General features: G+C 61.6%; 22 protein-coding genes and 2 pseudogenes. 13 read left to right on the top strand and 11 right to left on the bottom strand.

The window, feature by feature from the left end; genetic code table 11:
- Window positions 1–99: hypothetical protein (locus tag G7007_RS22580; RefSeq protein ID WP_375139511.1), on the top strand; the 99-nt coding region annotated here is incomplete at its 5' end.
- A 568-nt stretch (window positions 100–667) separates the two neighbouring features.
- Here G7007_RS22580 and G7007_RS19805 read toward each other — a convergent pair.
- The 5 genes from G7007_RS19805 to G7007_RS19825 form a co-directional block, all read right to left on the bottom strand.
- Window positions 668–1,801: an ADP-ribosylglycohydrolase family protein gene (locus G7007_RS19805; RefSeq protein WP_181104505.1), complete on the bottom strand. Its 1,134-nt coding sequence runs from the start codon at window positions 1,799–1,801 to the stop codon at window positions 668–670.
- Window positions 1,802–1,987: 186 nt separating this feature from the next.
- Window positions 1,988–2,653 (bottom strand): hypothetical protein, encoded by a 666-nt coding sequence (locus tag G7007_RS19810; RefSeq protein WP_258198625.1) that lies wholly within the window; start codon window positions 2,651–2,653, stop codon window positions 1,988–1,990.
- Between the two features lie 58 nt (window positions 2,654–2,711).
- Window positions 2,712–3,374 carry a hypothetical protein gene (locus tag G7007_RS19815; RefSeq protein ID WP_181104506.1) on the bottom strand — a complete coding sequence of 221 codons (663 nt, stop codon included), beginning with the start codon at window positions 3,372–3,374 and terminating at the stop codon, window positions 2,712–2,714.
- Window positions 3,371–4,840: a M48 family metallopeptidase gene (locus tag G7007_RS19820; protein WP_258198627.1), complete on the bottom strand. Its 1,470-nt coding sequence runs from the start codon at window positions 4,838–4,840 to the stop codon at window positions 3,371–3,373. The genes G7007_RS19815 and G7007_RS19820 overlap by 4 nt, the downstream gene beginning before the upstream one ends.
- 3 nt (window positions 4,841–4,843) lie before the next feature.
- Entirely contained in the window at window positions 4,844–5,272 is a 429-nt protein-coding gene (locus G7007_RS19825) for a hypothetical protein (RefSeq protein WP_181104507.1), read from the bottom strand.
- A gap of 177 nt (window positions 5,273–5,449) precedes the next feature.
- Between G7007_RS19825 and G7007_RS19830 the strand changes: the two genes are divergently transcribed.
- Window positions 5,450–6,400, top strand: a complete 951-nt coding sequence (locus G7007_RS19830) for a helix-turn-helix transcriptional regulator (protein ID WP_181104508.1) — start codon at window positions 5,450–5,452, stop codon at window positions 6,398–6,400.
- A gap of 12 nt (window positions 6,401–6,412) precedes the next feature.
- On the opposite strand, the gene G7007_RS19835 is transcribed toward G7007_RS19830, so the two are convergent.
- Together G7007_RS19835 and G7007_RS19840 are read right to left on the bottom strand one after the other, a co-directional pair.
- Window positions 6,413–7,747: a HAMP domain-containing sensor histidine kinase gene (locus G7007_RS19835; protein ID WP_181104509.1), complete on the bottom strand. Its 1,335-nt coding sequence runs from the start codon at window positions 7,745–7,747 to the stop codon at window positions 6,413–6,415.
- The gene (locus G7007_RS19840) at window positions 7,747–8,439 is read right to left on the bottom strand and encodes a response regulator transcription factor (protein WP_181104510.1); all 693 of its coding nucleotides are present in this window, start codon (window positions 8,437–8,439) and stop codon (window positions 7,747–7,749) included. The genes G7007_RS19835 and G7007_RS19840 overlap by 1 nt, the downstream gene beginning before the upstream one ends.
- A 326-nt stretch (window positions 8,440–8,765) precedes the next feature.
- Here G7007_RS19840 and G7007_RS19845 point away from each other — a divergent pair, with 326 nt between their 5' ends.
- The 4 genes from G7007_RS19845 to G7007_RS19855 all read left to right on the top strand — a co-directional run bounded on the left by G7007_RS19845 (window position 8,766) and on the right by G7007_RS19855 (window position 16,252).
- Window positions 8,766–10,943, top strand: coding sequence for a TonB-dependent siderophore receptor (locus tag G7007_RS19845; protein ID WP_181104511.1), 2,178 nt, complete (start codon window positions 8,766–8,768; stop codon window positions 10,941–10,943).
- A 633-nt stretch (window positions 10,944–11,576) separates the two neighbouring features.
- Window positions 11,577–13,769 carry a TonB-dependent siderophore receptor gene (locus G7007_RS19850; protein WP_181104512.1) on the top strand — a complete coding sequence of 731 codons (2,193 nt, stop codon included), beginning with the start codon at window positions 11,577–11,579 and terminating at the stop codon, window positions 13,767–13,769.
- Between the two features lie 497 nt (window positions 13,770–14,266).
- Window positions 14,267–14,506, top strand: a complete 240-nt coding sequence (locus G7007_RS22585) for an ABC-three component system middle component 6 (RefSeq protein ID WP_375139510.1) — start codon at window positions 14,267–14,269, stop codon at window positions 14,504–14,506.
- 3 nt (window positions 14,507–14,509) lie between these two features.
- Complete coding sequence (locus tag G7007_RS19855) at window positions 14,510–16,252, top strand: ABC-three component system protein (RefSeq protein WP_181104514.1); 1,743 nt, start codon at window positions 14,510–14,512, stop codon at window positions 16,250–16,252.
- Window positions 16,253–16,687: 435 nt separating this feature from the next.
- Here the strand turns inward: G7007_RS19855 and G7007_RS19860 are convergent, their stop codons facing one another.
- A complete protein-coding gene (locus tag G7007_RS19860; protein ID WP_181104516.1) occupies window positions 16,688–17,545 on the bottom strand; it encodes a hypothetical protein in 858 nt (285 codons plus the stop codon).
- Between the two features lie 1,286 nt (window positions 17,546–18,831).
- Here G7007_RS19860 and G7007_RS19865 point away from each other — a divergent pair.
- From G7007_RS19865 to G7007_RS19880, 4 genes are all read left to right on the top strand, one after another.
- Window positions 18,832–19,077 carry a hypothetical protein gene (locus G7007_RS19865; protein ID WP_060392447.1) on the top strand — a complete coding sequence of 82 codons (246 nt, stop codon included), beginning with the start codon at window positions 18,832–18,834 and terminating at the stop codon, window positions 19,075–19,077.
- A gap of 14 nt (window positions 19,078–19,091) precedes the next feature.
- Window positions 19,092–19,343 carry a DUF3077 domain-containing protein gene (locus G7007_RS19870; protein ID WP_181104518.1) on the top strand — a complete coding sequence of 84 codons (252 nt, stop codon included), beginning with the start codon at window positions 19,092–19,094 and terminating at the stop codon, window positions 19,341–19,343.
- A gap of 306 nt (window positions 19,344–19,649) precedes the next feature.
- Window positions 19,650–20,990 carry a DUF6861 domain-containing protein gene (locus G7007_RS19875; protein ID WP_181104520.1) on the top strand — a complete coding sequence of 447 codons (1,341 nt, stop codon included), beginning with the start codon at window positions 19,650–19,652 and terminating at the stop codon, window positions 20,988–20,990.
- Window positions 20,991–21,001: 11 nt separating this feature from the next.
- Window positions 21,002–21,610 carry a GAD-like domain-containing protein gene (locus G7007_RS19880; protein WP_181104521.1) on the top strand — a complete coding sequence of 203 codons (609 nt, stop codon included), beginning with the start codon at window positions 21,002–21,004 and terminating at the stop codon, window positions 21,608–21,610.
- A 120-nt stretch (window positions 21,611–21,730) separates the two neighbouring features.
- Here the strand turns inward: G7007_RS19880 and G7007_RS19885 are convergent.
- Window positions 21,731–21,958: pseudogene (locus G7007_RS19885) on the bottom strand (transposase); the annotation flags it as partial.
- A 60-nt stretch (window positions 21,959–22,018) separates the two neighbouring features.
- On the opposite strand from G7007_RS19885, the gene G7007_RS19890 reads away from it, so the two are divergent.
- Window positions 22,019–22,270 (top strand): DUF3077 domain-containing protein, encoded by a 252-nt coding sequence (locus G7007_RS19890; RefSeq protein ID WP_181104523.1) that lies wholly within the window; start codon window positions 22,019–22,021, stop codon window positions 22,268–22,270.
- Between the two features lie 160 nt (window positions 22,271–22,430).
- Here G7007_RS19890 and G7007_RS19895 read toward each other — a convergent pair whose 3' ends face one another.
- Window positions 22,431–23,729, bottom strand: a complete 1,299-nt coding sequence (locus G7007_RS19895; protein WP_181104524.1) for an SLC13 family permease — start codon at window positions 23,727–23,729, stop codon at window positions 22,431–22,433.
- A 30-nt stretch (window positions 23,730–23,759) separates the two neighbouring features.
- Entirely contained in the window at window positions 23,760–24,593 is an 834-nt protein-coding gene (locus tag G7007_RS19900) for an amidohydrolase family protein (protein ID WP_181104526.1), read from the bottom strand.
- Window positions 24,594–24,805: 212 nt separating this feature from the next.
- On the opposite strand from G7007_RS19900, the gene G7007_RS19905 reads away from it, so the two are divergent.
- Both G7007_RS19905 and G7007_RS22270 read left to right on the top strand, forming a co-directional pair.
- The gene (locus G7007_RS19905) at window positions 24,806–25,546 is read left to right on the top strand and encodes a GntR family transcriptional regulator (RefSeq protein ID WP_181104527.1); all 741 of its coding nucleotides are present in this window, start codon (window positions 24,806–24,808) and stop codon (window positions 25,544–25,546) included.
- 34 nt (window positions 25,547–25,580) lie between these two features.
- A pseudogene (locus G7007_RS22270) lies at window positions 25,581–25,758 on the top strand (IS5/IS1182 family transposase); the annotation flags it as partial.
- Window positions 25,759–26,392: the final 634 nt, after the last annotated feature.

Below are 26,392 nucleotides of genomic sequence, written 5' to 3' on the forward strand. Positions count from 1 at the left end.
GCCAGGGGGTTCGCGGTGGTGGCGGACGAGGTGCGCAAGTTGGCGACCCGGACGACCGAGGCGACCCAGCAGGCGGCGGGGATGATGGCGCGTAAGTAGGCGTAATCGGGGGCGGCGGGGCTGAGCCTCAGATGTATGCCGGAGGGGCAGAAGTGCTGGTTTTGTGGGCCCTGCGGGCCCAATCGCGGCCGGTCCGGCGCCCCGGCAGGGGTCGCTCACCCGTAGCAACATCGTGATGAGACAGAGCATTGCGGTCCTGTGTGGCCCATGCCGGTGCAGCTCACTTGGGTGTGGGAGCAACTGCCTTTTCTACTCGGTACATGCCCGGCTGCATGCGGCGCCTAGCAGGGCCCTATCGCTGGCAAGCCAGCTCCCACCCAGACCTCTGCAGCCATCAATGTAGGCATGGCTGCGCAAGCAGCTTGTGGGAGCAACTGTCTTTTCTACTCGGTACAGGCCCGACCGCATGCGGCGCCTGGCAGGGCCCTATCGCTGGCAAGCCAGCTCCCACCCAGACCTCTGCAGCCATCAATGTAGGCATGGCTGCGCAAGCAACTTGTGGGAGCGGGCTTGCCCGCGATGGCGTCCGGTCCGTCACCCTCGTGCCCGCCGACATATACTTGTCTCAAAGCCTCCCCCCAACCAAGCCATCACCCTCGGCCCTCACTCAATACCCCGGATACTTCCGCCAGATCCGCTCGTTCAGCGCCTGCTCGGGGCTGTACTCGCCAATCCCCCACCCACGAAAATCATGAAGATCCTGCGCCAGTTCGGTGATCACCTCGCGCAACTCCAAGGGCGTCAGCCAGCGTTCGGGGATCGCCTGCACGCCGTGCACCGCCCCCAGCAGGTTGCCCACGATCGCCCCGGTCGAATCGGAGTCGCCGTCATGGTTCACCGCCAGGATCACCGCCTGCTCGAAATCGGGCGCGACCAGCGCGCAGTACAGCGCGATCGCCAACGCCTCTTCCGCCACCCAGCCCTCGCCCAGGCGCGCGATGGCCCGTGCAGGCGGCAGGCCCGACTGCGCCAGGGCTTCGGCCTGCTCGAGGGCATGCAGTGTTTCTTCATGATGGGGCGCACGGCGCAACGGGACCTTGGCCGCGGTCATTGCCGCCTTCAGGTCAGCCCCTGCGACCAGGGCCAGGATCATCGCCGCCAACACCCCGCCGGTCAGTGACCCAGTAGGGTGACCATGGGTCAGCGCCGCCAGGTCCGTGCCCAGGGTGAAGGCGTCCCCCTGGGCATCCTCCAGCGTCAGGCGCGAGAGAAACAACCCGGCCGGCGCGACCCGCATCACCCCGCCACAGCCCTTGCTGTCGTTGCATGCCGGCCGCCCCAGGGCCGGCATGTCGCGCAGCGCCTGCAGGCAGGTCAGGCCCGGGGCGCGCCGATGGTGCAGGGCGTCGTGGCCGATCAGCCAGCCGGGTTCGCCGTGCAGGGACGCCTCCAGCGGCGAACGTTCGCCCTGGGTCTGCAACCAGCGCAGGTAGGCATGGGCCGTCACGCCGGTATAAGTGGTGATGCCCTTGAAGCACCCCCGCACCCAGGCGCGCAACAGGCCTTCGGCGGTGAACAGGGTCATCTGCGTGTCGTCGGTGATACGGCCCAGGCCGCCGTAGGCGTCTGCGTAGTCGGTGATGCCGGACGGGCCGAAGCGGGTCAGGATTTCGGCACGTGAGAGGAACTCCACGGGCGCGCCCAGCGCATCGCCGACGGCGCCGCCCAGCAGGCAGCCGAGAAAACGCGCCTCCACGGTAGGGAGGGGGGCAGGCGGGGGCGAGCGGGGATCAAGCGGCATGGGAGGTCCTCGACGGTCAGCGCATTCGACGCCGATGCTATCAGCCCAGCGCGTGGGCAGGGCAGGCAAGGCCGTGGGGTCGCCACGTAGGCGGGTGGGGCAGGGCCGCACGTCGTCAACCTGCGGCATGCCCTGGGGGAGGCGGCAGGGTAACGCGTCAGCGCCCGGCCGCCTGGCGCGATCGGCTCAGCGCGCCTGCTCGTTCAACGCGTCCAGCTGCCGCTGCGCGCACGCCGCCTGCCAGTAGGCATGCAGGGTCTCGGCGATCTCCTCGATGCTCAGCTTGCGGCCGTTGCACATCACGCCGGCCGACAGGATGCGTATGTGCGGTACTGGCTTGTTCAGGGCCACGGCCTGGTTGCCGAACAGCATGCGCGCGGCGCGGTGGGTCGGCAGCGTGCAGTCGGGGCGCACGATCAGCTTCTGCAGGGTGAGCAGGCCTTCGTCCTTGACCTCGACATCGACGATGTCGGTCAGCGCCAGCGGCGCGCTCAGCGTGTCGACGAACAGCTCGCGGCGCGTCAGGCGCATGAAGGTCTGCTGCCCGGAGTGGCGGTGCTGCCAGGTCACCAGGGCGAAGACCAGTGCCAGGATGCCACCCAGGATCGTCAGCTTGGTGCTGCCCTGGGCCAGCCCACCTGCCATCATGCCCAGGGCGATGACCAGGAAGATCGGACCGATCACCTTGTAGCGGCGGCTGTTGGTGAATTCGCTCTGCTCGGGGACGCGCTCGATCACCTCGCGCAGGTCGGCGACGACCTGGCCACGCTGGGCTTCACGGGCTTGCCCGTATTCGTTGCCCAGGGCTTCGGACAGGCGGGACAGTGGATCGGGCTGCGAAGGGGTCGTCATGGGGTGGATCCTTGTCTGCAAACGCTGCGCACGGCAGCACGGGGGTCAGGGAGGCGGCTCATGCCGGGTGCGGCCCGGCCTTGAGACCCTGCAACTGGGTATGGGCGCGGGCGACGTGGCAATAACCGTACAACAGGTGCATCAGGGCTTCGGCGTCGAGCAGCTCGCCGTCCAGTTCGAGCCCATAGACCGACAGGCGAACCTGCGGCGTGCGTCCGTGCTTGAGCTTGGCGCTGGGCATCAGCGGTCCAAGGCGATTGCGTTTGCCCGGCAGCGGCGTACCACTGGCCAGGCACAAGGTGATCTGGATCATGCGGCCGTTGGCGACACGCACCTCGGTGACCTGGTCGAGGGCGATCTCGGCGTCCAGCGCGGCGAACCCCAGGTGCGTGTGACTCAGGCGCATGACCACGTCCTGGCCGGCCTGGCGGTGCAACCACAGCCCGGCGACGAAGCCCAGGCCCATCAGCAGCAGGAGCACGCCTAGAAACGCATGGGCGCTCGACAGGCAGAACGCGCTCAGGCTGAGCAGGAACACGGCGAACAGCACGAGCGTGCGGTAGATCTTGCGCGTGCTGGTCAGCGCGGTGACCTCGGGGTAGCTGGCCAGCACCTGCTCGCGTTCATGGATCGCCTGCTCGCGGCTGGCGCTGGCCTGCTGCGTGAAGTCCTGGGTCAGCGACTGGCCAAGGTTGGCCAATGGATCGTCGGAGGAGGTCATGCCGGTGCTCCCGTGTCGGTGGTGTCGGTCGTCGGTCGAACGTGGCTTGCCAGGTGCCCGAACCAGCGGCGATCCGCGTCGCTGGGCGTGCGCGTGGCCTGGGCCAGCAAGGCGGTGTCCAGGTCGACGTTCAGTTGCTCGAGGCGCTGCACGGTCGGCGGGTGCGTATCGAAGGGGTGGGCGATCGCCTGGGCGACGACGGCCTGGTCGACGCTCAGCGATGTATGCCGCAGCCGTTCGGCCAGGGCTTGCACCAGGTCGCCGCCGGGTTGGGTGTGCAGCAGGTGCATGACTTCGCCTTCCAGGGCGATCACCCGCAGCAACGCCTGGCAGAACAGCCGTTCACCGGCCACCTGCGCACCGGCGCGGTCGGCGACCAGCTCCTGGGCACGGCTCCAGTGGTGCACGGCGATCTGGAAGTGGTAGAGGAACTGCCCGGCCATCCAGATCGCCGGCCGTTCGATCCACGCCGGGTCGGCGTCTTCGGCGCTGATCAGGGCGAAGTGCGCGCACATCAGGCTGAAGCGTGCAGCGGTCTCGCTGCCGCGTTCGGTGTCACGGCTGCTGAAGTGCCCCAGTTCGTGACCGATGATCGAGGCGGCTTCCTGCTGGCTGAGGACCGTCAGGTACGGCAACGGCAGGTACAGGGTGCGCCCGGTGAGCACGTGCCCGGCGGGTTGCAACACCACCTCGACGCTGGTCACGAAGAACGACTGGTCGATCCCCACCACGATGTGATCGGGCACCGGCGCGCCGAGGTCGGTGGCCAGGCGTTCGATCCAGGCCCAGACGCCAGGCGCTTCGGCGCGGCTCAGGGCGCGGCCGAGGAAGGCCGAGCGCTGCGCCTCCAGTTCCACCCACTGCTTGCGCAGGCGCTCGATCATCAGCACGCCGAGGTAGACTACGGCGGCCACCGGCACGCAGAACAGCAGCATCGCCCAGCCACCGTCATGCCAGTGGCTCCAGCCCCAGCTCAACTGGTACAGCAGGATCATGCCCAGGGAGGCGCAGAGCAGGCCGGTGTAGGCCACCAGCCAGCGCCCGAGTCGTTGCCAGTCATCGGCCAGGTGGTCGTGCAGGTAGTCGCGCGAAGCGCAGGCGCGGCGCGCATCCAGGCGCAGCTTGAGCCAGATCGCTGGCCCGGCGATCAGCGCGGCGACGGCCAGCCAGTAGCCGAGCGCGGCCAGCACCTGGCGCAGTCGCAGCCCGGCGGTGTCGGCCTCGGCGAGGGCGACGCGGTACTGGAAGTTCTCGCGTCGGCCCTGCTCGGTGATCACTTCCTTGCGGTCCTGGAGCGGCAGCGCCTGCAACCAGCGGTCGTCAGGCGCGTCCAGCCACTGGCGCATGGCCTGCGCCTCCTCCAGCACGCTGTCGGCGCGCCAGCCCTGCAGGCTGCTCCAGCCCATCAGGATCAGCGGCAGCACCAGCATCATCAGTGCCCAGCTCAGCCGTCGCATCGCGCTCATGGGTCATTGCGCCTGCAGGTAGTCGGTGAGAAACGCCTGGGCGTTGCCTTGCTCGGAGAGGAACCCGTCGTAGGCCACGTTCACGGTCTGCGACTCGCCCGGCAGGGTCAGCTCGCCCCAGCCGTTGCGCACGATCAGCGCGACGAAACGCTTGCCGTCCACGGTGGTGACGTAGCGGGTATCCTTGTCGGTCTTTTCCACGGCCATCTTCTGGATCTTCATGTCCCAGTCGTGGTCTACGCCTTCGAGTTGCACCAGCGCCTGATGCTCGCTGCGCGCACCGATGCGCAGGGTCCAGACCTTGATGTTCTGTTCGCCGGCGTAGGCGACCACCTTGTCGGCCACTTCAGGGCGGTCTTCGGCCTGGGCAAACCCGGCCAGGAGGGCCAGCGACAGGCCCAGCAGGGCCATCCATGTGCGATAGATCGGCATTGGTCGAGCTTCCTAGAAATGTCAGGGGGCAACCATTGAAGTCAACCATCGTGATCCTGCCAAGCCAGGTGGCCGCCACGCACAATCAATAACCGCTCGGTCACAAGGCCACCTGCCCAAGGTGTGACCGGGTTAACATGGCCTGCCTATGCCAGGCACCGACGGACACCCTTGCCGATGAAACGCTGGAACCCCTATCTGGACACGCAATTCTGCTTCGACCGGCCCGCGGCGCTGGACCAGGCCGGTGTGTTCGACCAGCGCGCGCGGCAGGTGGTCGGCAGCGCCGTGGGCCACTACCGCGCCCGCAGCGTGCGGCCGCAGTTGCAGTACTTCGACTGCAACCTGCAGTTCCCCGAGCCGGTGCGCATCGACAAGGTCCTGCCCGGCAGCCTGTGCATCGTCCAGGTGCTGGAGGGGCAGTGGCAGCACCGCGTGGACGGGCGCCTCAACCGCTACACCCACGGCGCCACCCACGCGCTGGGCCTGAGCGAGAGCATGGAGGCGGTGGACCAGCTCGGCGCCGGCAGCCATGCGCGCATGGCCGGGCTGCGCATCGGCCGCGACCTGTTGCAGGCGTTGGCCGAGGAAGACGACGCGTTCCGGCCCTTGCTCACCCTGCTCGAGGACGGCATGCAGTTTTCCGAACTGCACGCGTGCCAGGCCCTGGGCGGGCTGCTCGAACGGCTGTACCACTCGCCCTATACCGGGGCGATGGAGCGGCTGAACCAGGAGAGCCTGAGCCTGGCGGTGCTGGTGGAGCTGGCGGCGTTCCTGCAACAGACGCCGAGCCGTCCGACGACGGTGCCACGTGGCCAGCGCGAGATCGCCTTCGAGGCGCGCGCGGTGCTGGACGCGAACCTGGCGGAACCGCCGTGCAGCGCCGACCTGGCGCGGTCACTGGGGATTGGCGAAACCACCTTGCGCCGGGCCTTTGCGGGGGTGTTCGGGCAGTCGATGCTGCAGTACGTACGCCAGCAGCGCATGGAGCTGGCGCGGGTACTGTTGCGCCAGCACAAGTGGCAGGTCGCGCAGATCGCCTACCGCCTGGGCTACACGCACCCGGCCAACTTCAACCATGCGTACAAGGCCTACTTCGGCCACCCCCCGGGCATGGAGCGCGGCTAGGGGCGCAGCGCGTCAGTCGGGGGCGACCGGCAGGCTCAGGTGCAGGCACAGGCCGGGGTGGCCGTTGCTGGCCCACAATCGCCCCCCTTGCAGCTCGATGGCCCGTCGGGCGATGGCCAGGCCCAGGCCAAAGCCGGCGCCGCTGCCATCCAGGCGCTGGTAAGGCAGAAAGATGCGTTCGAGGTCGGCCGTCGGCACGCCAGGGCCCTGATCGCTCAGGCGCAGGTGCCAGTGATCGCCTTCGCGCCAGCCGTCCAGGCGGATCCGGCCCTCGGCCGGCGAGTGGCGCAGGGCATTGCGCATCAGGTTTTCCAGGGCCTGGGCCAGGCTGTCCAGGTGCGCCTGCACCCGGCAGTCGAGGCCGAGCGAGCAGGGCAGGCGCGCGCGGTCCCAGCCGCTTTCGAAGCACAGGTCCTCGCACAAGGCCTCCCACACCGACACCACCAGCACCGGCTCGGTGGGCAGGGCCGGCTGCTCGGTGTCCATCCAGGCCAGGTCCAGGGTGTCCTCCAGCAGCGTCTGCATGCCGGCGACCTCGCGGTCCAGGCGCTCACGCAACTGCGCCGGCGGCAGGTCGCTGTCATGGGCGATGCGCAGCCGCGCCAGGGGCGTGCGCAGCTCATGGGACAAAGTGCGCAGCAACAGCCGCTGCTGCTCCAGGCTCTGGCGCAGGCGCCCGGCCATGTGATCGAAGGCCTGGGCCAGCTCGCCCAGCTCGTCGCGCCGGTGCCGCAGCGGCAGGCCCGGGCTGTCCAGGTCGTCGGCGCGCAGGGCATCGGCGCGGTCGCGCAGCTGGTTCAGCGGTACCACCAGGTGGCGGTACAGCAGCAGGCCCAGCACCAGCGCCAACAGGCTGGGCGCGATGCCGTGGGTGACCAGGTGGGTCCAGGGCGTCAGCCCGGTGGGCAGCAACCGCTCGGGCAACTGCATGGCCAGGCGCCCGGCCTGCGGCTGCCGGGGGAACTCGAGACTGACGTAGGGCAGCTCGTCGCGCAGACGCCGGCTCAGGGGCCAGTCCGGCTTGCGCATGAAGGTCAGGTGGCTGGCTTCCTCGGCGCTCAGCGGGGTCGTGCCCAGGCTTTGCAGGTGCGGCCCGACCAGCGCCACCCAGGTGTGCTCGGCCTGCGATAGCTGCACACGAAACGCCTCGGCCCCCGCCGCGCCGCCCTGGCGCCAGGCCTGCTCGGCCGCCTGGGCGTGCTGCACCAGGTAGTCCTGATCGGCCTGGGGCAGGAAATAAGTACTGCGCTCCACCGACAGCCCCCAGGTCCAGATCAGCCAGGTCAGCAGCAGGCAGAAGCCGATCTGCAAGCCGGCCAGCTTCCACAGCAGGGGATGGCGGCGCATCAGCCCGGCCCCGTCTCGACCCAGAGGTAGCCTTGCCCGCGCACCGCCTGGATCTGCACATGCTGGGCACCGATGTCGGCCAGCTTGCGGCGCAGGTTGCACACGTGCACGTCCAGGCCGCGGTCCAGGCGGGTGTAGGCCCGGTGCAGCACGGTCTGGTAGAGGAACGCCTTGCTCAGCGCCTCGCCGGGGCAGGCCTGCAGCGTGACCAGCAGACGGAACTCGGACGCCGTCAGCCCCGCGGCCTTGCCGTCATGGCGCACGTCCTGGGCTGCCTGATCGAGGGTCAGGGTGCTAACTTCGGCCCGTGACGGCCGCCGCCGGTCGAAGGCCACGCGCCGCAGCAGGGCATCGACCCGCGCATCCAGCTCCGCCAGGCTGAAGGGCTTGGGCAGGTAGTCGTCGGCGCCGCGGGTGAAGCCGCTGATGCGATCCTGTTCAGCCCCCAGCGCCGACATCAGCATCACCGGCACCGCCTGCTGGCGGCGCAGCTCGTCGAGCAGGCTCAGGCCATCGATGCCCGGCAGCATGATGTCCAGCAGCACCAGGTCGAACGACGCCTGGCGCAGCACGTTCAAGGCCTGGGTACCGGTGGCGCACGCCTGCACCTGGAAGCCGCGTTGCAGGAAGTGGCGGGCCAGGTCCTGACGCAGGTGGGGGTCGTCTTCGGCGAGCAGCAGGGAAGTGGGCACGGTGAGCCTTGAATGAGAACCTGTATCAGTTGCGGATCATCCCATCGCGCGCGGGGGAGGGCAACGCCTGCTGTGTTAAGAAGGTTAATCCTGCTGCACCCCGCGCAGCCCTGCGGTATCGTTCGCAAAAAGCAATGTGTTTCGTTTGCGAATTACTGTCATTCATGCGGCCGCTGGCGCATGTCCCAGTCTCCCTGCGTCGTGATCGTCCGGCCATGCCCGTGATGCCGCGCAGGGCTGCCCGCCAGAACGTGGTCCGAACCACGCGACGCGGCGCAGACGAACCTTTGCGCCTCTGTCATCGCATCGCCAACGAAGGAAGGGTCATGAACGGTTCGAAAGGTGTAGGGCGCCCCTTCAGGGCACGGGGCTGGCTGGTCGCAGGATTGCTGGCGCCGTTTTCACTGTCGGCGCTGGCCGAGACGGTCGCCGAACCGCTCACGCTCGACAGCGGTGCGCTGGACCTGCCAGCCCTGACCATCGACGGCAACCGCCTGTACGACATGCTGCCGTCGGAGGCCACCGGCGGCTACAGCGTCGATGCCGCCACCGTCGGCACCAAGACGCCCGCCGCGCTCAAGGACATCCCGCAGTCGATCACCGTCTACACCCAGGACTACGTCAAGGACCGCCGCTTCGTGCACCTGGACGACCTGGCCAAGTACACCGCCGGCCTGCGCACCCTGACCAACGACAGCGGCCGCTCGTCGATCTACGCCCGGGGCTACGAGTACAGCGAGTTCAACATCGACGGCCTGCCCGCGCCGATGGCCAGCATCTTCGGCACCGTGCCGTCGCTGGCGGCGTTCGACCGGGTCGAGATCATGCGCGGCCCGGCCGGGCTGTTCAGCAGCACCAGCGAACTGGGCGGCATCGTCAACATGGTGCGCAAGCGCCCGACCGCCGAGTTCCAGGGCCATGTCGAAGGCAGCTACGGCACCTGGGACACCAACCACGAGGAAGTCGACCTGAGCGGCCCGCTGGATGACGCCGGGCGCGTGCGCGGGCGCTTCGTCGCCTCCCGTGACGACACCAACGGCGAAGTCGACTACAACGCCAACACCAGCAACACCTACTACGGCGCGCTGGACATCGACCTGGACGCGGACACGCTGCTGTCGTTCGGCCTGATCCACGAAGTGAAGAACCTCGTCCCGCACAACGGCTACCCCGCCACCCTGAACGGCGAGGTGCCGGACTTCAGCCACTCGCGCTTCCTCGGCGCCGACTGGAACAGCTTCGACGGCAAGACCACCGACCTGGTCGCCGAACTGACCCACCGCTTCGACAACGGCGGCTACGGTCGCATCGCCGCCCGCGGCTCGCACCGCGACACCGAGTACCTGTACGCCTTCACCGCGACCAACCCCACCACCGGGGCCAACTCCGAGCGCGCCAGCGCCCGTGACTTCACCCAGGACACCTACTCGCTGGACGCCAGCTACAGCCAGCCGTTCGAGACCTTCGGCCAGATCAGCGAGTTCGTGGTCGGCAGCGACTACAAGAACTACGACAGCGAATACCTCAACGGCACCACCAACCTGGGCGCCATCAACGTCAACACCTACGCGCCGACCCGCTTCGGCAAGCCCGCGCCGAACTACAGCACCGAGGTCGGCACGCAGGAAGAAGAGTACGGCCTCTACTCCAAGGTCACTTTCCGCCCCATCGAGCGCCTGGCGCTGATCGGCGGCGGGCGCTTCAGCTGGTACCGTGGCGACTTCTACACCACCACCCTCAAGACCGGCGCCACCGAGGCCGACAGCAAGCGCGTGGACGGCCACTTCACGCCCTACGGCGGGCTGGTCTACGACCTGACCGACACCCACGCGCTGTACGCCAGCTATTCGCAGGTGTTCAAGCCGCAGTCGGCCACCGACGGCCAGGGCCGGGTGCTCAAGCCGCGCGAAGGCCAGCAGTACGAAGTCGGCGTGAAGAGCAGCTACTTCGGCGGCGACCTCAACACCCGCCTGTCGGCCTTCCGCCTGACCGACGAGAACCGCGCCACCACCGTGTACGACGACGAGGGCGTGGCCACCACCGACTCGGTCGCCTCCGGCAAGACCCGCGTCAAGGGCGCCGAAGTGGAAGTCAGCGGCAAGCTGACTCCGAACTGGGAGCTGCTGGCCGGCTACACCTGGATGCAGACCGACACCGTCAAGGGCGACCCCGAGACCACCTTCTTCATCATGCCGCGCCACCAGGCCTCGCTGTGGACCAAGTACACCCTCAGCCAAGGCCCGCTCGAAGGCCTGGCCATCGGCGGTGGCGTGTCGGCGATGAGCAACTTCCATTCCGAGAACGGCGGCGTGCGCATCGACGCGCCGGGGTACGCCACGGTGGATGCGCTGCTGTCGTACCCGGTGACGCCGAAGCTGACGGCCACCTTGAACGTCAACAACCTGTTCGACCGGGACTACCTGTCGCGCGTGGGGTCGACCTCGACGTTCAACTTCTATGGGCCGTCGCGCAGCATGGTGGTGGGGGCGCGGTACGACTTCTGAAGACGGACCGTCGTCGTCTGACAAGGGGTGCTTTCGGGCGCCCCTTCGTCGTTCTGCATGGCCGCGATCGCCTCGTGGGTCAACGGGTGGAACAGCCCATTCAGGGCGTGCCATTGCGACCATGCAGACGAAAGCCGGCACGTTCGCTCAGGCGCTCGTAAATTGTGGGAGCCCTGCCAACCGTTCCGACGCTGGCTATGGCGCAAAGGATATGGCAATGGTTGGCAGGGTTTAGAAGCTTTATCGATGATGGATTTCTGGGGTCGCTTTGCGGCCCATCGCGGCCGGTCCGGCGCCCCGGCAGGGGCCGCTCACCCGTAGTCATACCGCAATGGTACAGGCAGCCGCGGTCCTCCTGGAGCGGCCCCTGCCGGGGCGCCGGACCGGCCGCGATTGGGCCCGCAGGGCCCACAAAGCCTGTAAATCATTTTAAAACCAACAATATAACTTCTTACGAGAGCAGCCCTGCGTATCACCCCTGATGCGAGGCTAACCCCAAGTGGCAGGAACACCCGTCCCAAACCTACCGGGGAAACCTCCTACACAAGGACCTGAAATCGATACAACTTGACATATCTATTGATAGGAATTCTTATTCGCTACCTTTTCCTATCAACACGGACCGTTCAATCCATGTCGTATCGTCCCTCATCAAGCCGTTTCACGCCGGCCCACAACCTCCTGGCCGCCGCCGTCTGCCTGGCCACGCTGACGCCTGCCTGGGCTGCCACCCCTGATGAGGGCCAAGCGCAAAGCACTCCAGGCGTCCTGGAATTAGGGGCTACCGAAATCCTCAACACCCAGCTAGGCAGCGTGACCGAAGACTCGCAGTCCTACACCACAGGCGCCATGTCCACCGCGACCAAGCTGCCCCTGACCATGCGTGAAACACCCCAGGCCACTACGGTGATTACCCGTCAGCGCATGGACGATCAGAACATGACCAGCATCAATGACGTGGTCAAGAACGCGCCCGGCCTGTTCCTCAACTTCTCCAGCGGTCCAGGGCGCCAGACGTACTCGGCGCGCGGCTTCGACATCGACAACCTGATGTACGACGGCATCCCCAGTGGCTACGAAGGCTGGACGGTCGGCTCGCAGCCCAACCTGGCGATGTTCGATCGCGTCGAGATCGTGCGCGGTGCCACCGGTCTTGTGACCGGCGCAGGCAACCCCTCGGCAGCGATCAACCTGGTGCGCAAGCGCCCCCTGGCCGAGCAACGGGTCACCTTGACCGGCGCCGCCGGCAGCTGGGACGACTATCGCGGGGAAATCGACGCCTCCAGCCCGCTCAATGACAGCGGCACCCTGCGCGGTCGCGTGGTCGCCTCGTATCGTGGCAATGACAGCTTCGTGGATGATGTCGACGAGGACCACGGCCTGTTCTACGCCGTGACCGAAGCGGACCTGAGCGACGACACCACGCTGACCCTCGGCTTCTCGCACCAGAAGGACAAGACCAACTACTTCTGGGGCTCCTCGATGGTCGGCCTCGATGGTCGCCACCTGGACCTGCCGCGCTCGTTCAACCCTGGCAGCAAATGGGAAGACAAGGATCAGGAAATCGACACGGTGTTCGCCGAAGTGCGTCACCGGTTGGCCAACGACTGGAGCCTGCAGGTCAACGCCAACTACAGCCAGCAGGACGCGGTGTTCTCCGGTTCCTACATGTCGCGCTGGGCTAAGGACTTGAGCTTGGGCCGTACGGTGTACCAGTCGGGCCACGATCAGAAGAAGTCAGGTGTAGATGCCTTCGTCAGCGGTCCCTTCGAGGCATTCGGCCGTACGCACGAGTTAGTGGTGGGCGCCAGCAAGCGCGTCTACGACATGACCGAGAAGAACTACTCGCCCTACACAACCACTTGGCCGGTCGACGGCGCCAAACCCGACTTCATTCGCTCGGGCAAAAGCCACGACGTCACGACACAGGACGGCGTATACATGACCACACGCCTGAGCCTGGCCGACCCACTGAAGCTAATTCTCGGTGGGCGCCTGGACTGGTACGAGTTCGACAACAAAGGCAGTTCGGAGTCCGACCAGAAGGTGACCCGCAACGTCACCCGGTACGGCGGGCTGATCTACGACTTGGACGACCACCACTCGGTGTACGTCAGCTACAGCGACATCTTCAACCCGCAGACCTATAAAGACTCCGCCGGCGGCATGGTCAAGCCGGTGGAAGGCAAGAACTACGAGATCGGTCTGAAAGGCGAGTACTTCGATGGCGCCTTGAACACCAGCGTCGCGGTGTTCCGCGTCGATCAGGAAAACCGGGCTGTGTCCGTGATCGGCGCCGACCGTCTCAACTGCGACGACCCGAACAACTGCTACGAGGCCTCGGGCGAGATCCGCAGCCAGGGCGTGGAGTTCGAAGTGCAGGGCTCGGTACTGCCGAACTGGGAAGTGGGGGCCGGGTACACCTACGCACGTATGCACTACCTGAAGGACGCCAGCAACCCGCAGAACGAGAACCAGCAGTTCGACACCGACATGCCGGAGCACCTGTTCAAGGTGACCACCAGCTACCGGTTCCAGGGGCCGCTGGAAAAGCTGCGCGTGGGCGGGAACGTGTATTGGCAGAGCCGGATGTACAACGACGTGACCACGGCGGATGGCAGCGTGTACCGGTTGCAGCAGGGCGGGTATGCGGTGACGGACCTGATGGCGGGGTATCGGGTGAACGAGCACCTGGACCTGCAGGTGAATGCGAACAATATCTTTGACCGCAAGTACTACTCGGCGATTTCGAGTTCGATTGAGTACGGCGGGGATGTGTATGGGGCGCCGCGGAATGTGATGGTGACGGGGAAGTATACGTTCTGACGGATAGAGAGGCGGTAGTTGCGCGTGGGTTGCCAGGCTAAAGGTTCGTCTGGGCTGGATCCGACCAGGGGTGCGCGGTTTTGCCCCGTCGGATCTGTTGCACATCCGCCCGCTCTACGAGGCCGTGCTGAAAAGTCGCGCCACTGACACGACAATTGTACTGGTCGCATAACCTGATCTTTTTCAGCTGCCGGTACCCCGCAGGTGAGCAAGGCTCTGAGTCGCGTCGGCTGGCCCAAACGCAATCAGGTTTTGGCAATTTATCGTAGGTCTTTTCCTAAAATGTGCCGCCGCAGCTTGTGCAGTGTTGCGGACGACTAGCTGGCACCCTAGGCTGCCCAGATCGTCACAACGGCAGCCCTGAAGAGCCCAAAAAACGGCCCTCTTTATCCGCCAGTGTTGCAAGCAAAGTAGGCATTGGCGTTCATAGCAAGCGTTTTACGGTGGGCGCTTGCCATCTTCACCAATGGTGATCTGCACTTCGATCAACAGTCGCAATGATTCTTCCAACGAAAAATATCAGCCCAAACCGGGCGTTGCTCACATTGGCGGGCAGAATTTTCGAAGGCCTATGCTCTCCACGCACCCTCTCGAGCATCTGGGATGAGTTTCGCACTCGGCAGGAGGCCAGCCCGGTGTCATACGCCTTTTTCATCCTGGCGATCGACCTCTTGTTTCTGATGAAACTCGTGTCTCTCGACGACCATGGTTTGATCGGCCGTCACCCGGAGGCTTAAGCAATGCTGCACCGTCTTACAGCGGATCGTACAGGCTTCAAAACGCTCCATTTCAAGCCGGGCCTCAATATCGTGCTCACAACGCGCGCGCCTGGCGCTGCGCAGGACAATGGGAAGGCCAACGAGCGGAGAAGCCGTAACGGCGCCGGTAAGTCGAGCATTATCGACCTGGTGCACTTCCTCCTTGGCGGCAAACCAAAGGGTGCGCTTACCGCTTCTATCCTGGCCGACTGGGACTTCACCCTCGACCTTGACGTTAGCTCCGAGCGATTGGAAGTCATGCGTAGCGTCGCGAATGCCAGCCAGGTCTTTCTCCAATCCGCGCATATCGACAAGCGCTGCCTTCAAAACGCGCAGTGGTGCAAGCAACTTGGCGAAGCCTGGTTCGCGCTGGGTGAAAAGCGTGGCAGCGGCGATGTGACTTATCGTCAGCTCATTGCCTACTTCGCCCGGCGCAAACGGGATGGCGGTCTCGATTGCCCAACCAAAAGCTTCCGCAACCAGACGGCTGCTTCATCTGAAACCCTGCTTGCACATCTTTTTGGTCTGGAAGCTGAGTTGGTGCGTCGTCTGCATCAAGCCAGAGCAGCCCTCAAGCAAACTCAGGATGCGCAAAAAGCGCTGGCAGCGCTGGACAAGGCTGCGGCGGATGGAAGCAAACGGGCTGACCTTGAGGCCCAACTCGAGGCGCACATCGCTTCGGTGAAGCTGGGCCGTGATCGCTTGGCCGATCGCGTCGAAACGTTCAACGTGCTCCCCGCTTTTCGCGAGCTCGAGCGCGAGTTGGCCACCCTGAATCAGCAATTCCGTAAGCTGTCTGACGAGGACGTCATCGATCAAGAAGCAATCGACGTGAACGGCCGTGCCTTGGAGGCGGAGGTATTTACGGAGGCGCCGGACATCGCACGGCTCTTCAGTGAAGCGCGAATCGTTTTCCCAGACCTGGTGACGAGCCGGTACGAAGAAGTACAACGCTTCCACGAACAGTTGGTCGAGAACCGGCAGTCCCATTTGCAGAGTGAAATTGCAGCGGCGCGGCATCGAGTGCTCAAACGTCAGCCTTTGCGTGAACAATTGGAAGCACGTCGACGTGATATCACTCGCTCATTGCGTGCAAGCGGCCCGGCTGATGAGTTACTTCAGTTGCGCGATGAACTCGCCAGGCGTGAGGCAGAGCTCAAGCAGTTGGAAGGCCGTTTGCAGGAAGCCCGCAGGCTCGAAGAGCGCACCGAGCAGCTCGAGCGCGACGTAGAGGACGCCGTTCGTGCGTTGCGCCAGGACCGACGAGAGCGCGCCTCGATAGTGGACAGCGCGAGCCGGACGTTTGCGGAAGTCTCCGAGCGCCTGTACGAAACGCCAGGGCAACTGGCTATTTCTGCGACAGAGAGTGGCTTGCGCTTCCTACCGAAGACGCCCGCCGATGCTAGTACCGGTGTCATGAGCATGGAGGTCTTCTGTTTCGACCTCACCCTGGCAGCGCTGGCCCAAGCGCGCGGGGAAGGCCCGGGTTTCATCATCCACGACAGTCACCTGTTCGAGCCTGTCGATGGCCGGCAGTTCGCGCGGGCGCTGCAGATCGCTGCTGAGTTTTCGGCGAGGACAGGCATTCAGTACATCGCACTGCTCAACTCAGACGAAATCGCGCGTGCTGAGCGGGAGAGCGGCGTCAGCTTCGCGGACTATGTTCTTGAGACCGAGCTTTCGGATTCGCCGGAGGGTGGCCTTTTTGGGATGCGCTTCGATTAGGGCTTTGGGCGCATGAGGGGCGTAAGGCGCTATCTGAATGCGAGAGGGCAGGCGTAGTTGGTCGGTTGGCTGATTACCTAGTCTAGTCCTAGCCTAGGTTGCGCGGTGTGAGGGTGGACTGCTCCCCTGGACCCAGGAGAGAAGCAGGATGAGAAAGATCGTCCTAGATCCACCCCCCAATCTAATCACCATCCCTATGTTTCTATCTACTCCGAAATCGTCCCGCTGGATGCCTTGGCGTATGCCAGCGGGCTGCTGCGTGGTGTGGAGGAAACCTTTGCCCACTGTCGACGAAATCAGGACGGTAACTCCTGCATGAACGTGCTTACCAGTGCTCAGCATGCGACCGACATGGCCCGGGCCCTCATCAAATATATCCCTAGTAAAATGTCACCTAGGGATGGCGCATGAAGAATTAGGTATGCATGGGGCAGATCAATTCGGCTCGGTTACAGTTGCGGCATCCTTGCTTAATACAGGGGCGGCTACATGCACCTTGCCATCAGACAACGCAATGCAGCGATGTACATAGCTGTTAACCTCTTTCAAAGCGATATTTCGGTAGCTAGCGGGACAGATCAACAACGTATCGCCGAAGCGAAACTGACGAAACGCCTTAACGCTGTACAAACCATTCGTTCCACTGTAGCTCTCCAGTTGCCACAGGGGGCTACTGAATACCTCTTTCGGATAATCTCTCTCATCTAACACATAACTCAGCTCGGTATTGTCTCTGATTTTGATGAGATTGGCCGCGGAATATACCCATAGGTCCAAGAGAGCCGGTAATAGCATTGCATTGACGAAGATGCACCCGAGCAGCATCTGTGCAGCTTTGATGATGCGCTGCACCGTATCGCCGTTTGCTAGATAAAAGAAGAGGACTGGCGCTAGGTAGAGAAACATTATAAATAAGCAGAGAGCGATAGCTCCGAGTGCCTCTCGGCCGCTTTCTGCACCTCGCCACGTCATGATAGCTAGTTGGGCGGGCATGATTCCACTGATCGAAGTAAATGCTAGCAGCACACTTAGCCAGCAAACGAGGGCTGCGTAATAGATTTTGCGATGCGAGGGTTTGCGAGGACCAGGCGGTAGCTCCAGTATTTTATTGTGTAGGGATTCATCGCGGCGAAGCAGAAATATCAAGGCACAAGCAGCAACGATCACGACGATAGGGAAAAAGTAGCCTGGGGCAATGATGTAATCAAATAAGGCTCCCAGCAGGTTGAGCGATAGCAGTAGATAGCCCCCAACTACAATAAGGCCAAAGCGTAAGGCAAGCTTCTTTTCCAACTCTCTGTCAACGGTGCATATAGACATGCTCAAAGTGAAGACTAAGGACGGTACTGATACGATGAGCAGCAGCGACGCGAGTACCAAAAGGCTGAAGAATAACCAGGCGACTAGATTTGAGGGATTACCTAGCGAACTCAGGATCAACTCGGGGTGATGGATTACCCAGAGGTATTTGGTGAGAAGCGAGATTGAGATAAGCGTTGAAACGACCGGTAGCCACCATTTTATATCGGCGAGGAGCTTGAATAGTGCTCGCCTGGGGCTATTGGGGGCGGAGGGATCTGGCGATGAAGCGTGGGATGGACTTTGTGGGGTGGTTGTGGAGGGAGATATGGCTGTCATGAGCGTGTGTTTCTTCCTTGAGTGCGGTTTCATGGTCGCGGGAGGCCACGAGCGTGTTGAGTCAATCATAGAGCCAAGGTTTCAGCGCTTCCAAGCTGGCGATCACGACCTAGTGCGCCTCTGGATTAGAAGCCAGGTTCTTGGGGGCGATTTGATAGCGTTGCAGCTCATACTTGACCAACGATTGTCGGCTCGTGATCTTTGCCATTCAGCATGCCGTAGTCACCCTCTGTAGTCGCCTTCTGCGCAGCGTCGAGCCGCGAGGTCAGACTCCAGAATTACCGATACCTCGGTGTTCCAGGCTGTATCGCCTTCGATGCCGTTGCCATTGCCATTGCCATTGCCATCCAGCAGGTCTGGCTTGCCGCGTATGTAGCTAGATACGAAATCGCGGTAAACGCTGTCTTTTCTCTCAGTAGGCCTGAATGTGCCAGCGTATGCCGGTATGAACCAATGTGTGTGGCTCAATCGAGCAAATCTCAGGCTGGGGGGGGGACAGCGAGCGTATTTGATCTCAAGTCGCAACCGTTCCCGGCAAGCCCGCAAAAGGAGCTGAAGCACTTCAGGTTGAATGCTGCGATTTCACACAGGGCCTAAGCCTTAACGATCTCTACAAAGGGGCTGTGAGAAAAATCTGAACCTCACACCAAATGCTTGGGGACGATCACGTTCGGAAGTATCCTACAGCCGCTTCGGAAGCTTCCACATTGGCGTGGAAATGTCACAAGGGTAACGTCATCGGGCCGCCCATCTGGGCGGTCGGGTGTGAGAAGCCCGTGCTGTACATGTGGAATGCTTCCAGTAATGGCAGCCGTACACGAGCAGACCTCGGTCTGGCCGTGATTCCGCGTGCACGGTTCTTCTCACCTCGTGTCCGGCTGCCACCCAATCCGTGAGAAGAGATGGGTGAGTTGCCTTCCTTGTACACACGTGGAAGCAAAATGAAAAAGATCGTCCCAGATCCGCCAGCCAACCTCATCACTACCCCCTATTTTTCCATTCACTCAGAAATCATCCCGCCGGATGCCTTGGCGCATGCCAGCGAGCTGCTGCGTGGCGTGGAGGAAACCTTTGCTCACTGTCGACGAAATCAGGACGGTGACCCCTGCGTGAACATGCTCGCCAATGCTCAGCACGCGACCGAAATGGCTCGGGTGCTCATTGAGCATGCCCTTAGCAAGATCTAACCTGGGGATGGCGCATGGAGAATTTGACCACTACCTGCAGCACGGCGGGCGAGGAACGCTTTCTTGAGCTGTTTTGCGTTCAGCGTGGGGTTCCGTACGACCGGGTGTTCGAAGAGCTTTCGATACTGCTGAGCTGTATTCGAGATCTGACCTATAGGGCAGAGGTGGAGAAGGATTTGCCCTCGCTCACGTCGATTCGGTACTTGAGCTCGCTTGCCAAGGCGCTCATCAATGACATCGAGCTTGCCCGGCATCGTAGCGACTGAGCCCGAGGCGAGTCCATAGAGAAAGCCGTACCTGCAGGCACGCGCTGGACAGACGTGGTCGATAAATCCCGTCTGAACCAGCGCGATCCCGCCTAAAGGATAACCGCACGCAGGACACATCTTGCGTAGATCTGCGATCCACCTCCCGAGGCGGGAAAGGTTTTTGATCTCATCGGCATTTTGCGTCAGCAAATCCTCAAAGTTCCCTTCCCAGGCGACGTCGCTATACCGTTTGACAGTATATTATCCAGACCAGAAAGCGGGATACTGCCTCTTCAAGCAGGCAAATTGTCAGGGAGACATCGGATGTTTTTATGGAATATCGTGCCGTCTTGGCAGCAGATTGAAGATCGTATAAGGCAGGAAAGGGGCTATCAAAGTGGTGCGCAATATCGAAACCATTGGGGCGAACTTGTCTCTTCCCTGAGTCTCAACCTCCGCCGCGTTGCAAGCGTCCGCTCTGCGTTTCATCAGGCTGAATGGCAAGCGAGTGACCTACTTCGCCGGCGCTTTGCCGACCTCGATATTTCCGTCATCCTCAAAGACCTAATCGATGTTGTCACTCAGATGGCAATGATCGTCGCGGGGAGTACGTTGACCGGCGGCGGCATCGGCGCTGGCGTAGGCGCCTTCTTCGGCGGTGCTGGCGCCGTTCCCATGGGGGCTGCGGGGGCTGCAATGGGTTTGCAGGCTAGCGGCTGGATACTGGGGATACTTGGCCTGCAGTCCGTTGCAGAGTTCTTCGTCGAAGGCTTGCCGCGCATTGGCGGATATTATCTGACAGGGATCAAGACTGCATGGGAAGGAACCCGATTCGAAGAAGGCTTGACTCCCTTCAGTCAGGACGATCCCTTCGCAGTGAGCAGCGCTGCCCACAGTATCGCGCTAGGCCACGTCGAAGTCGTCATTTTGCTGCTGGGCGCTATTGTTGAATACCTGACTCGTGGTCGAGGTAACGCTGGCAGGCTGGCGCAAGAGATGCGAGCCAGTCCGAAAGGCGCAAGAATTGGCGAGTGGATGGTCGAGCACGAAGCTGAGTTGAAGGGCAGGCCTGACCTGCAAAAGGCGGAGCCGCTCACAGGGCCGCTGGCGAGCCAGGGGCGACCTCCAAACCACTCAGAAAGAAGAGAAAAAGAGCCCGCCAAGGGTAAGTCGAACACCATGCCGCTGCATGAGGTTGAATGCTTTAAGGCAGATAACATGCCTGCCTCCAAGATTGGCGAGTTCGAGCGGCAGTTGAAGGGGCAAGAGGATGGGTTGAATCGGCTTACGGTTGATGAGTATTTGAAGAATATTGCTAATCCGGTAAAACGAAGCTCGGCGGCTGCCAAAAAAGCTCGAAAGGATCTACAAGATCAATTGGAAGAGCGTTTTCAGAATGATTTTCCAGACTTGGATGTACTCGAAGCAGAGGAAGCTGCAGTTAAAAAAGCCAAGGAAACGATGGCAAACCTTGCTGGGCTGCACAACCCCGATCTGAGTGCTGGTGGCAACGATATCATTGGCGACTTCGGTGACCGACAGGTCAATTCCAGCATTGGCCCGCAATGGAAATCAAAAATTCAAAACCTTAAAGCATCTGCTGAGAAGGTACCTGAATCCCTGCGGGGTTCAACGTTCCTCAACGTGAAACTACACAAGTGCTGAAGGAGGCATCCGTGGATAAAGTATTTGCTAGATTCTTAGAGAAGTTTGGTGGCCTGGTCGATCGTCAAGAAGTGCCAGCGTCGAGTATCGAGCATTACAGGGGTAAACTGCCCAATCAGCTTCTGGAGTATTGGGCTGAGCACGGCTGGTGCGGATACGGTGATGGGATTTTTTGGATTGTGAATCCGCAAGAATACGAAGGCGTGGTAGCTTCGTGGCTTGAAGGAACGGAGTTTGAAAAACGCGACACTTACCATCTAATTGCCCGTGGGGCGTTTGGCGATCTCTACCTATGGGGCGAGAAAACGGGATTTTCACTGAAGATAACCAGCGTCTTTTCTCGATGCGTAATTCATGATTTTGAACCGACTCCCGAGCAAATGGACCGTAAGCTTCAAGACTTTATCGTATCTAGAAAAGTGGATTCCAACGACATGGAAAACTTGTTCAAGCCGGCAAGAAAAAAGCTCGGTACTCTTCGCCATGATGAGATGTATGGTTTTGTTCCAGCGTTGATGCTTGGCGGATCGGCATCCCTTGATCATGTCGAGAAACTAAAAGCAGTGGAGCATTTGATTCTGCTGTCCCAGCTTGCAGAGCTCGAGCCATATAGCTTCTAGGGCATGAGTGCGGGCATGCCGTCTGAATTATATAGGGGCGGCTTCAGGACTGGGGGCAACATCACACTATTGAATTAAGGCTGGGCTTTCATGATGCTTGGCCATCATCGCCGTCATCATTCAAGTTGGACACTTCCAATCAAACCGCTGATGCGGACGGATGTTCAGTTCATACGCGATGGCGTCGAGTTGCTCTTGACTGTGGCCAGACAGGTCTGTGCCTTTGGGCAGGTACTGGCGGATCAGGCCATTGATGTTCTCGTCGCTGCGACGCTACCGAGGGCTATGCGCGTCACAGAGGTAAACAGCAACGCCGGTGCGATTTGTGATTTCAGCGTGCCTGAGCAGAATCGGCCGAATAGCGGCCAGGCACAACGCTATTAGTAAGATCTGACCTGGGGATGGCGCATGGAGAATTTGACAACGACCTGCAGCACGGCAGGCGAGGAACGCTTTCTTGAGCTGTTTTGCGTTCAGCGTGGGGTTCCGTACGACCGGGTATTCGAAGAGCTTTCGATTCTGCTGGGCTGTATTCGAGATCTGACCTATAGGGCAGAGGTGGAGAAGGATTTGCCTTCGCTCACGTCGATTCGGTACCTGAGTTCGCTTGCCAAGGCGCTCATCAATGACATTGAGCTTGCCCGGCATCGTAGCGGCTGAGGCGTAGGGAAGGGCATAGAAAAACCGAGCGCAGGCTCGGTTTTTTGAAAGGTACGCTCGACATGACCGTCTGGCCCCCTGCACAACAGGGTTAGCTGCTCAAGCTGCAAGGTCCTAACTTATGGCCTCGACTCGGTCGCCGGACTATGAAGAGCCGTGCTTAAACGAACGTCAGGGCCGCGTTGAACACCAGTGCCGCGACAAAGCCAAGAGGCGCTGCGCGGAACAGGAGCTGCTGGAACAGTGAGTTGCGGCTCTGCTCCGTGGTACAGGAGCCTAGTATCAAGCTGCCGCCAGAGGAGAACGGCGAGATGGAGGTGGCTTGAGCGCCCACAACGATGGCCACGAACAGGATCATCGGATCGAGCCCCAGTGCCGTGGCAAGCGGTGGCACCAGGGGGAACAGCGCCGGCGTCACCACCCCCAGCGTGCTGGAGAACAGTGACATGAACGCCGCCACCACACCAAAGACAATCGGCACCATGATCGGCGCAATGCTATTGCCCATCCACGATGCCAGCAAGCCGATGGTCCCGGCCTTGATCGCGACCGAAATCAGCATGCCTACACCGCAGATCATGATCAATGTGCCCCAGGGCACGGACGCCATCGCCTTGCGTTCGTCGCCCAGTTTCAGCAGGAGCGCGATGACCGAGAAGAGGCTGGCGATCAAACCGATGTCCATCTTCGAATTGATGAAGCTCACCGTGGCGCTGTCCGGGAAGATAAGTTGCGCGATGGGCGCCGCCAGCACGATCACCATCATCGTCAACGTCAGCCATAGGGTGATTGTCTGCTCGCGATTCAGCGGCGTCGGCATGGCGACCGTATAAGCGGACGCCTTCATCGCCTTGCCATGGCCGGTCAGAAACACCAATACCGAAATCACCGCCAGCGGTATCACCAAGGTACTGGCGAAAATCGCTGCGGCGTTGAGGAAGGCCTCGTTTTCCGGGATGCCGGCATTGGTCATCAAGCCACGAAAGATGATGCCACTCTGGCTGGAGACGAAGTTGGCTCCACTCAAGGCGCCATAGTTGACCGCCATGCCGCCCGTGATCAGGCCCATTCCGGTGCGCTCACATAGCAGCAGCGTGATGGGCGCCATGAACGCCAGCACTGTGTAATAGCCCGCGCCCATCGCCGAGATGGCGGTTGCCGTGAAGAAGACCGCGAACGGCAACAGTTGGGGCATCGACCGGCATCGATAAATCAGATGCTCCGCCAGCTTTTCAAGCGTGCCATTGACGATGGCGAAACTGTAGAACAGACACACCGAGAAAATGATGAAGAAAATCTTCAGCGGCCAAAGGCCGATGACTTCGGACGGGCTCAACCCCATGCCGTAACAGCCGATCAGGTAAGCAAAAGCGATGGCGAACAGACCTATGTTGATCTTGGTCTTGTAACCCAGGGCGACGGCGGCGACGATTGCCGCGACGACGAGCAGACTCATCATGATGGAAGTCCTATTGTTGTTATTGATCGTTTAGCCGCACATGTCGAAGCCAAACAACTTCGCTGGATTGTCCTTGAGCACATGCGCCCGCTCGGCCACGTCCGGCAGCAAGCCTTCGAGGAAAGCCACCTGCCGGGCATAGTCCGTCTGCTCTTCATACTGAGTGTTGGGCCAATCGCTGCCCCAGACGAGTCGCTGGAGACCGCCACTCGCCTTGCTCAATAGCGCCAGTCCATACGAGGCCTGGGCAAGATCGGATCGACTGCGGTACGCGGCGGACAGCTTGAGCCACACCCCGTCATCGTTCAGCAACTCAAGAAACGCCCGATGGTTGGGGTTTTCAGCATCGATGCCGCCCATTGGCAGGCCGAAATGATCGATGACCACGGTCACACCGCAGGTCCTGATGGCCGGTACGATCAGTGCCAGGTCATCGATGCCGCGCTGAATTTCCACTTGCCATCCCCGCAGCGCCAACCGCTGGAACAGCGTGGTCCAGGCTGGGCCGCTATAGTCTGCCAGCGCCTTGCCAATGAGATTCAAACGGATGCCGACCACACCCGCTTCGGCCAGTTCGTCCAACTGGGCTTCGCTGATGTCGACATCCACCACCGCCACCCCGCGCAAGCGCTGCGGATAACGGCGCAACGCGTCGAGCATGAAGTGATTGTCGGTGCCCAGAAAGCTCGGCTGAATCAGCACGCCGTGTGAAAAACCGTGGCGATCCAGATGCTCTAGGTATTGCTCCACCAACGCGTCGTAATGCGGGCTGTAGCGACGGTTGGCAACCATCGGCAGATCTTGGCGAAAGATGTGGGCATGCGTGTCCACACCCGTGAAGGCAGGTAGTTGAAGGCTGGTCATGAACAGATAACCCCGATCGTTTTGTTGTTATGAAAAATCACCTGACGCCCATGAAAAACGAGGTTCCTTGGCCCGATCCGGCATCGTCAGCAGGCGTGAAGACATCAAAAATTCATATATATGACTAGATCACCATATATTCAGGGATGGAGATCTGTCAAACCCTGCGCAGGTGATAAAGTGGCCCAGCCTGCCGAAAAGGAATCGAAAAAATGCACGCTTCTACGACCCTCGGATACGACGAGCGCTTGCCGCTCTATCAACGTCTGCGAGAAGAAATGCTCGCCAAGATCGGCTCCGGTGAATGGGTGCCAGGCTCGCCCATCCCTACGGAGGCCGAGCTCACCAGACACTATGGTGTGGCCATCGGCACGGTACGAAAGGCCGTGGACACGCTGGTCAATGAGGGCCTGCTCCTGCGCAGCCAAGGCCGTGGCACTTACGTGCGCCGCCCCAACTTCGATGCCTCACTGGTGCGATTCTTCAGGCAAGTAAATGCGGCGGGTGGGCGCGAAATACCGGCCAGCAGCATCCTGGCGAAGAACCGGCAAAAACCCTCGCCGTCGGTGGCAACAGCACTGAAATTGGAGGATGGCGAAGACGTCGTGCATCTGGAGCGGCTGCGGATGGTTGAAAGCCGCACACTGTTCCACGAGGACATCTGGCTCCCCGTCACGCGGTTCGGCATATTGCTGGACATTGACTCCGAAAGCTTCGGCACACTGCTCTACCCATTTTATGAAACCCAGTGCGGCCAATGTATCGGCTCGGCGAGCGAGACCCTCACCGTGGAGCAAGCCGACCGGGGCATCGCCAAAATCCTTTCGATCAAAGAAGGCGCCCCGGTCGTCACCATCGAGCGCACCGCCCTCGGCTATGACCGCTCCCCGCTCGAATACCGAATTTCCCGGGCGGCGGCCGAGGGGTTCAGGTACCAGATCGATATTTCATGAGCCCAGTGGCACGGGCATTCATGCGCTTGCCACCACCACCATCCACGCGCCGAGCTCGACGAAGGACAAGGACGGTAAGCGCGACCTTGAGATGCAACAGACGAAGAAGGGCAACCCTTCTTCTTTGGATAAAGGCGCACATTGGCGCCAACGTGGAATCGGACCTGGTGCATCATCTCCATGGCACCGCAGCCAATGTGGCCGATGTCACTGCTTAGTTGACTACGCTGTTTGCGCTATCGAGCCTATGGGTAGCTCGAAAACAGCTAATGGGTAGGGACGAGTTGCGGGCTTGGCACGGAAAACTGAGCGCACACGCCCTCGAAACCTGAAAAAACGCTCGCTTTTCGGCATCCGGTGCTGCGTACCGAAAAATTTCGGCTTGTCTGCGCGGCGAGTTAAGTTGATCGGAGCATCCCTAGCGCGTACTCGATGACATTCTGTTAGCAGTACCTAAACTGGTTGAGCAACCAAGATAGGCTGGTATGGATAGCGACACGGCGGCGAATCGATCATTCTAGGTCTTTAAGTCGAGGGGGGCTTAAGCATCGAGCTTCAGGTATACACGTTTGGGCACCTGATCGAACGTGCTCGGTTTCGCCAGATCTAGCAAGGCGGGTACGCCAGGGAGCGCACAGTGCAGAAGGACAGTCATGCGATAAGTGCACTACGAAGATCCAGTCTCGCGGCGCCTGCGTAACCAAATCGGTAAAGGAGTAGGCGGCCTCAGGTTCCAAGTGCAACAGTCAGTTGATAATGTTGAGCCGATTGGTTGCCAGCAGTTGCAGATGATCCGTCAACACTTCAACAGGGAATTTCCAGCCCAATGTCTGACGAGGTCGGGTG

Source organism: Pseudomonas entomophila, assembly GCF_013523125.1.
GTDB lineage: Bacteria > Pseudomonadota > Gammaproteobacteria > Pseudomonadales > Pseudomonadaceae > Aquipseudomonas > Aquipseudomonas entomophila_B.

Bases quoted from the DNA above. Each gene is read 5' to 3' on its own strand.
- G7007_RS19805 (WP_181104505.1), bottom strand. From the start codon at position 1,801: ATGCCGCTTGATCCCCGCTCGCCCCCGCCTGCCCCCCTCCCTACCGTG.
- G7007_RS19810 (WP_258198625.1), bottom strand. From the start codon at position 2,653: ATGACGACCCCTTCGCAGCCCGATCCACTGTCCCGCCTGTCCGAAGCC.
- G7007_RS19815 (WP_181104506.1), bottom strand. From the start codon at position 3,374: ATGACCTCCTCCGACGATCCATTGGCCAACCTTGGCCAGTCGCTGACC.
- G7007_RS19820 (WP_258198627.1), bottom strand. From the start codon at position 4,840: ATGAGCGCGATGCGACGGCTGAGCTGGGCACTGATGATGCTGGTGCTG.
- G7007_RS19825 (WP_181104507.1), bottom strand. From the start codon at position 5,272: ATGCCGATCTATCGCACATGGATGGCCCTGCTGGGCCTGTCGCTGGCC.
- G7007_RS19830 (WP_181104508.1), top strand. From the start codon at position 5,450: ATGAAACGCTGGAACCCCTATCTGGACACGCAATTCTGCTTCGACCGG.
- G7007_RS19835 (WP_181104509.1), bottom strand. From the start codon at position 7,747: ATGCGCCGCCATCCCCTGCTGTGGAAGCTGGCCGGCTTGCAGATCGGC.
- G7007_RS19845 (WP_181104511.1), top strand. From the start codon at position 8,766: ATGAACGGTTCGAAAGGTGTAGGGCGCCCCTTCAGGGCACGGGGCTGG.
- G7007_RS19850 (WP_181104512.1), top strand. From the start codon at position 11,577: ATGTCGTATCGTCCCTCATCAAGCCGTTTCACGCCGGCCCACAACCTC.
- G7007_RS22585 (WP_375139510.1), top strand. From the start codon at position 14,267: ATGATTCTTCCAACGAAAAATATCAGCCCAAACCGGGCGTTGCTCACA.
- G7007_RS19855 (WP_181104514.1), top strand. From the start codon at position 14,510: ATGCTGCACCGTCTTACAGCGGATCGTACAGGCTTCAAAACGCTCCAT.
- G7007_RS19865 (WP_060392447.1), top strand. From the start codon at position 18,832: ATGAAAAAGATCGTCCCAGATCCGCCAGCCAACCTCATCACTACCCCC.
- G7007_RS19870 (WP_181104518.1), top strand. From the start codon at position 19,092: ATGGAGAATTTGACCACTACCTGCAGCACGGCGGGCGAGGAACGCTTT.
- G7007_RS19875 (WP_181104520.1), top strand. From the start codon at position 19,650: ATGTTTTTATGGAATATCGTGCCGTCTTGGCAGCAGATTGAAGATCGT.
- G7007_RS19890 (WP_181104523.1), top strand. From the start codon at position 22,019: ATGGAGAATTTGACAACGACCTGCAGCACGGCAGGCGAGGAACGCTTT.
- G7007_RS19895 (WP_181104524.1), bottom strand. From the start codon at position 23,729: ATGATGAGTCTGCTCGTCGTCGCGGCAATCGTCGCCGCCGTCGCCCTG.
- G7007_RS19900 (WP_181104526.1), bottom strand. From the start codon at position 24,593: ATGACCAGCCTTCAACTACCTGCCTTCACGGGTGTGGACACGCATGCC.
- G7007_RS19905 (WP_181104527.1), top strand. From the start codon at position 24,806: ATGCACGCTTCTACGACCCTCGGATACGACGAGCGCTTGCCGCTCTAT.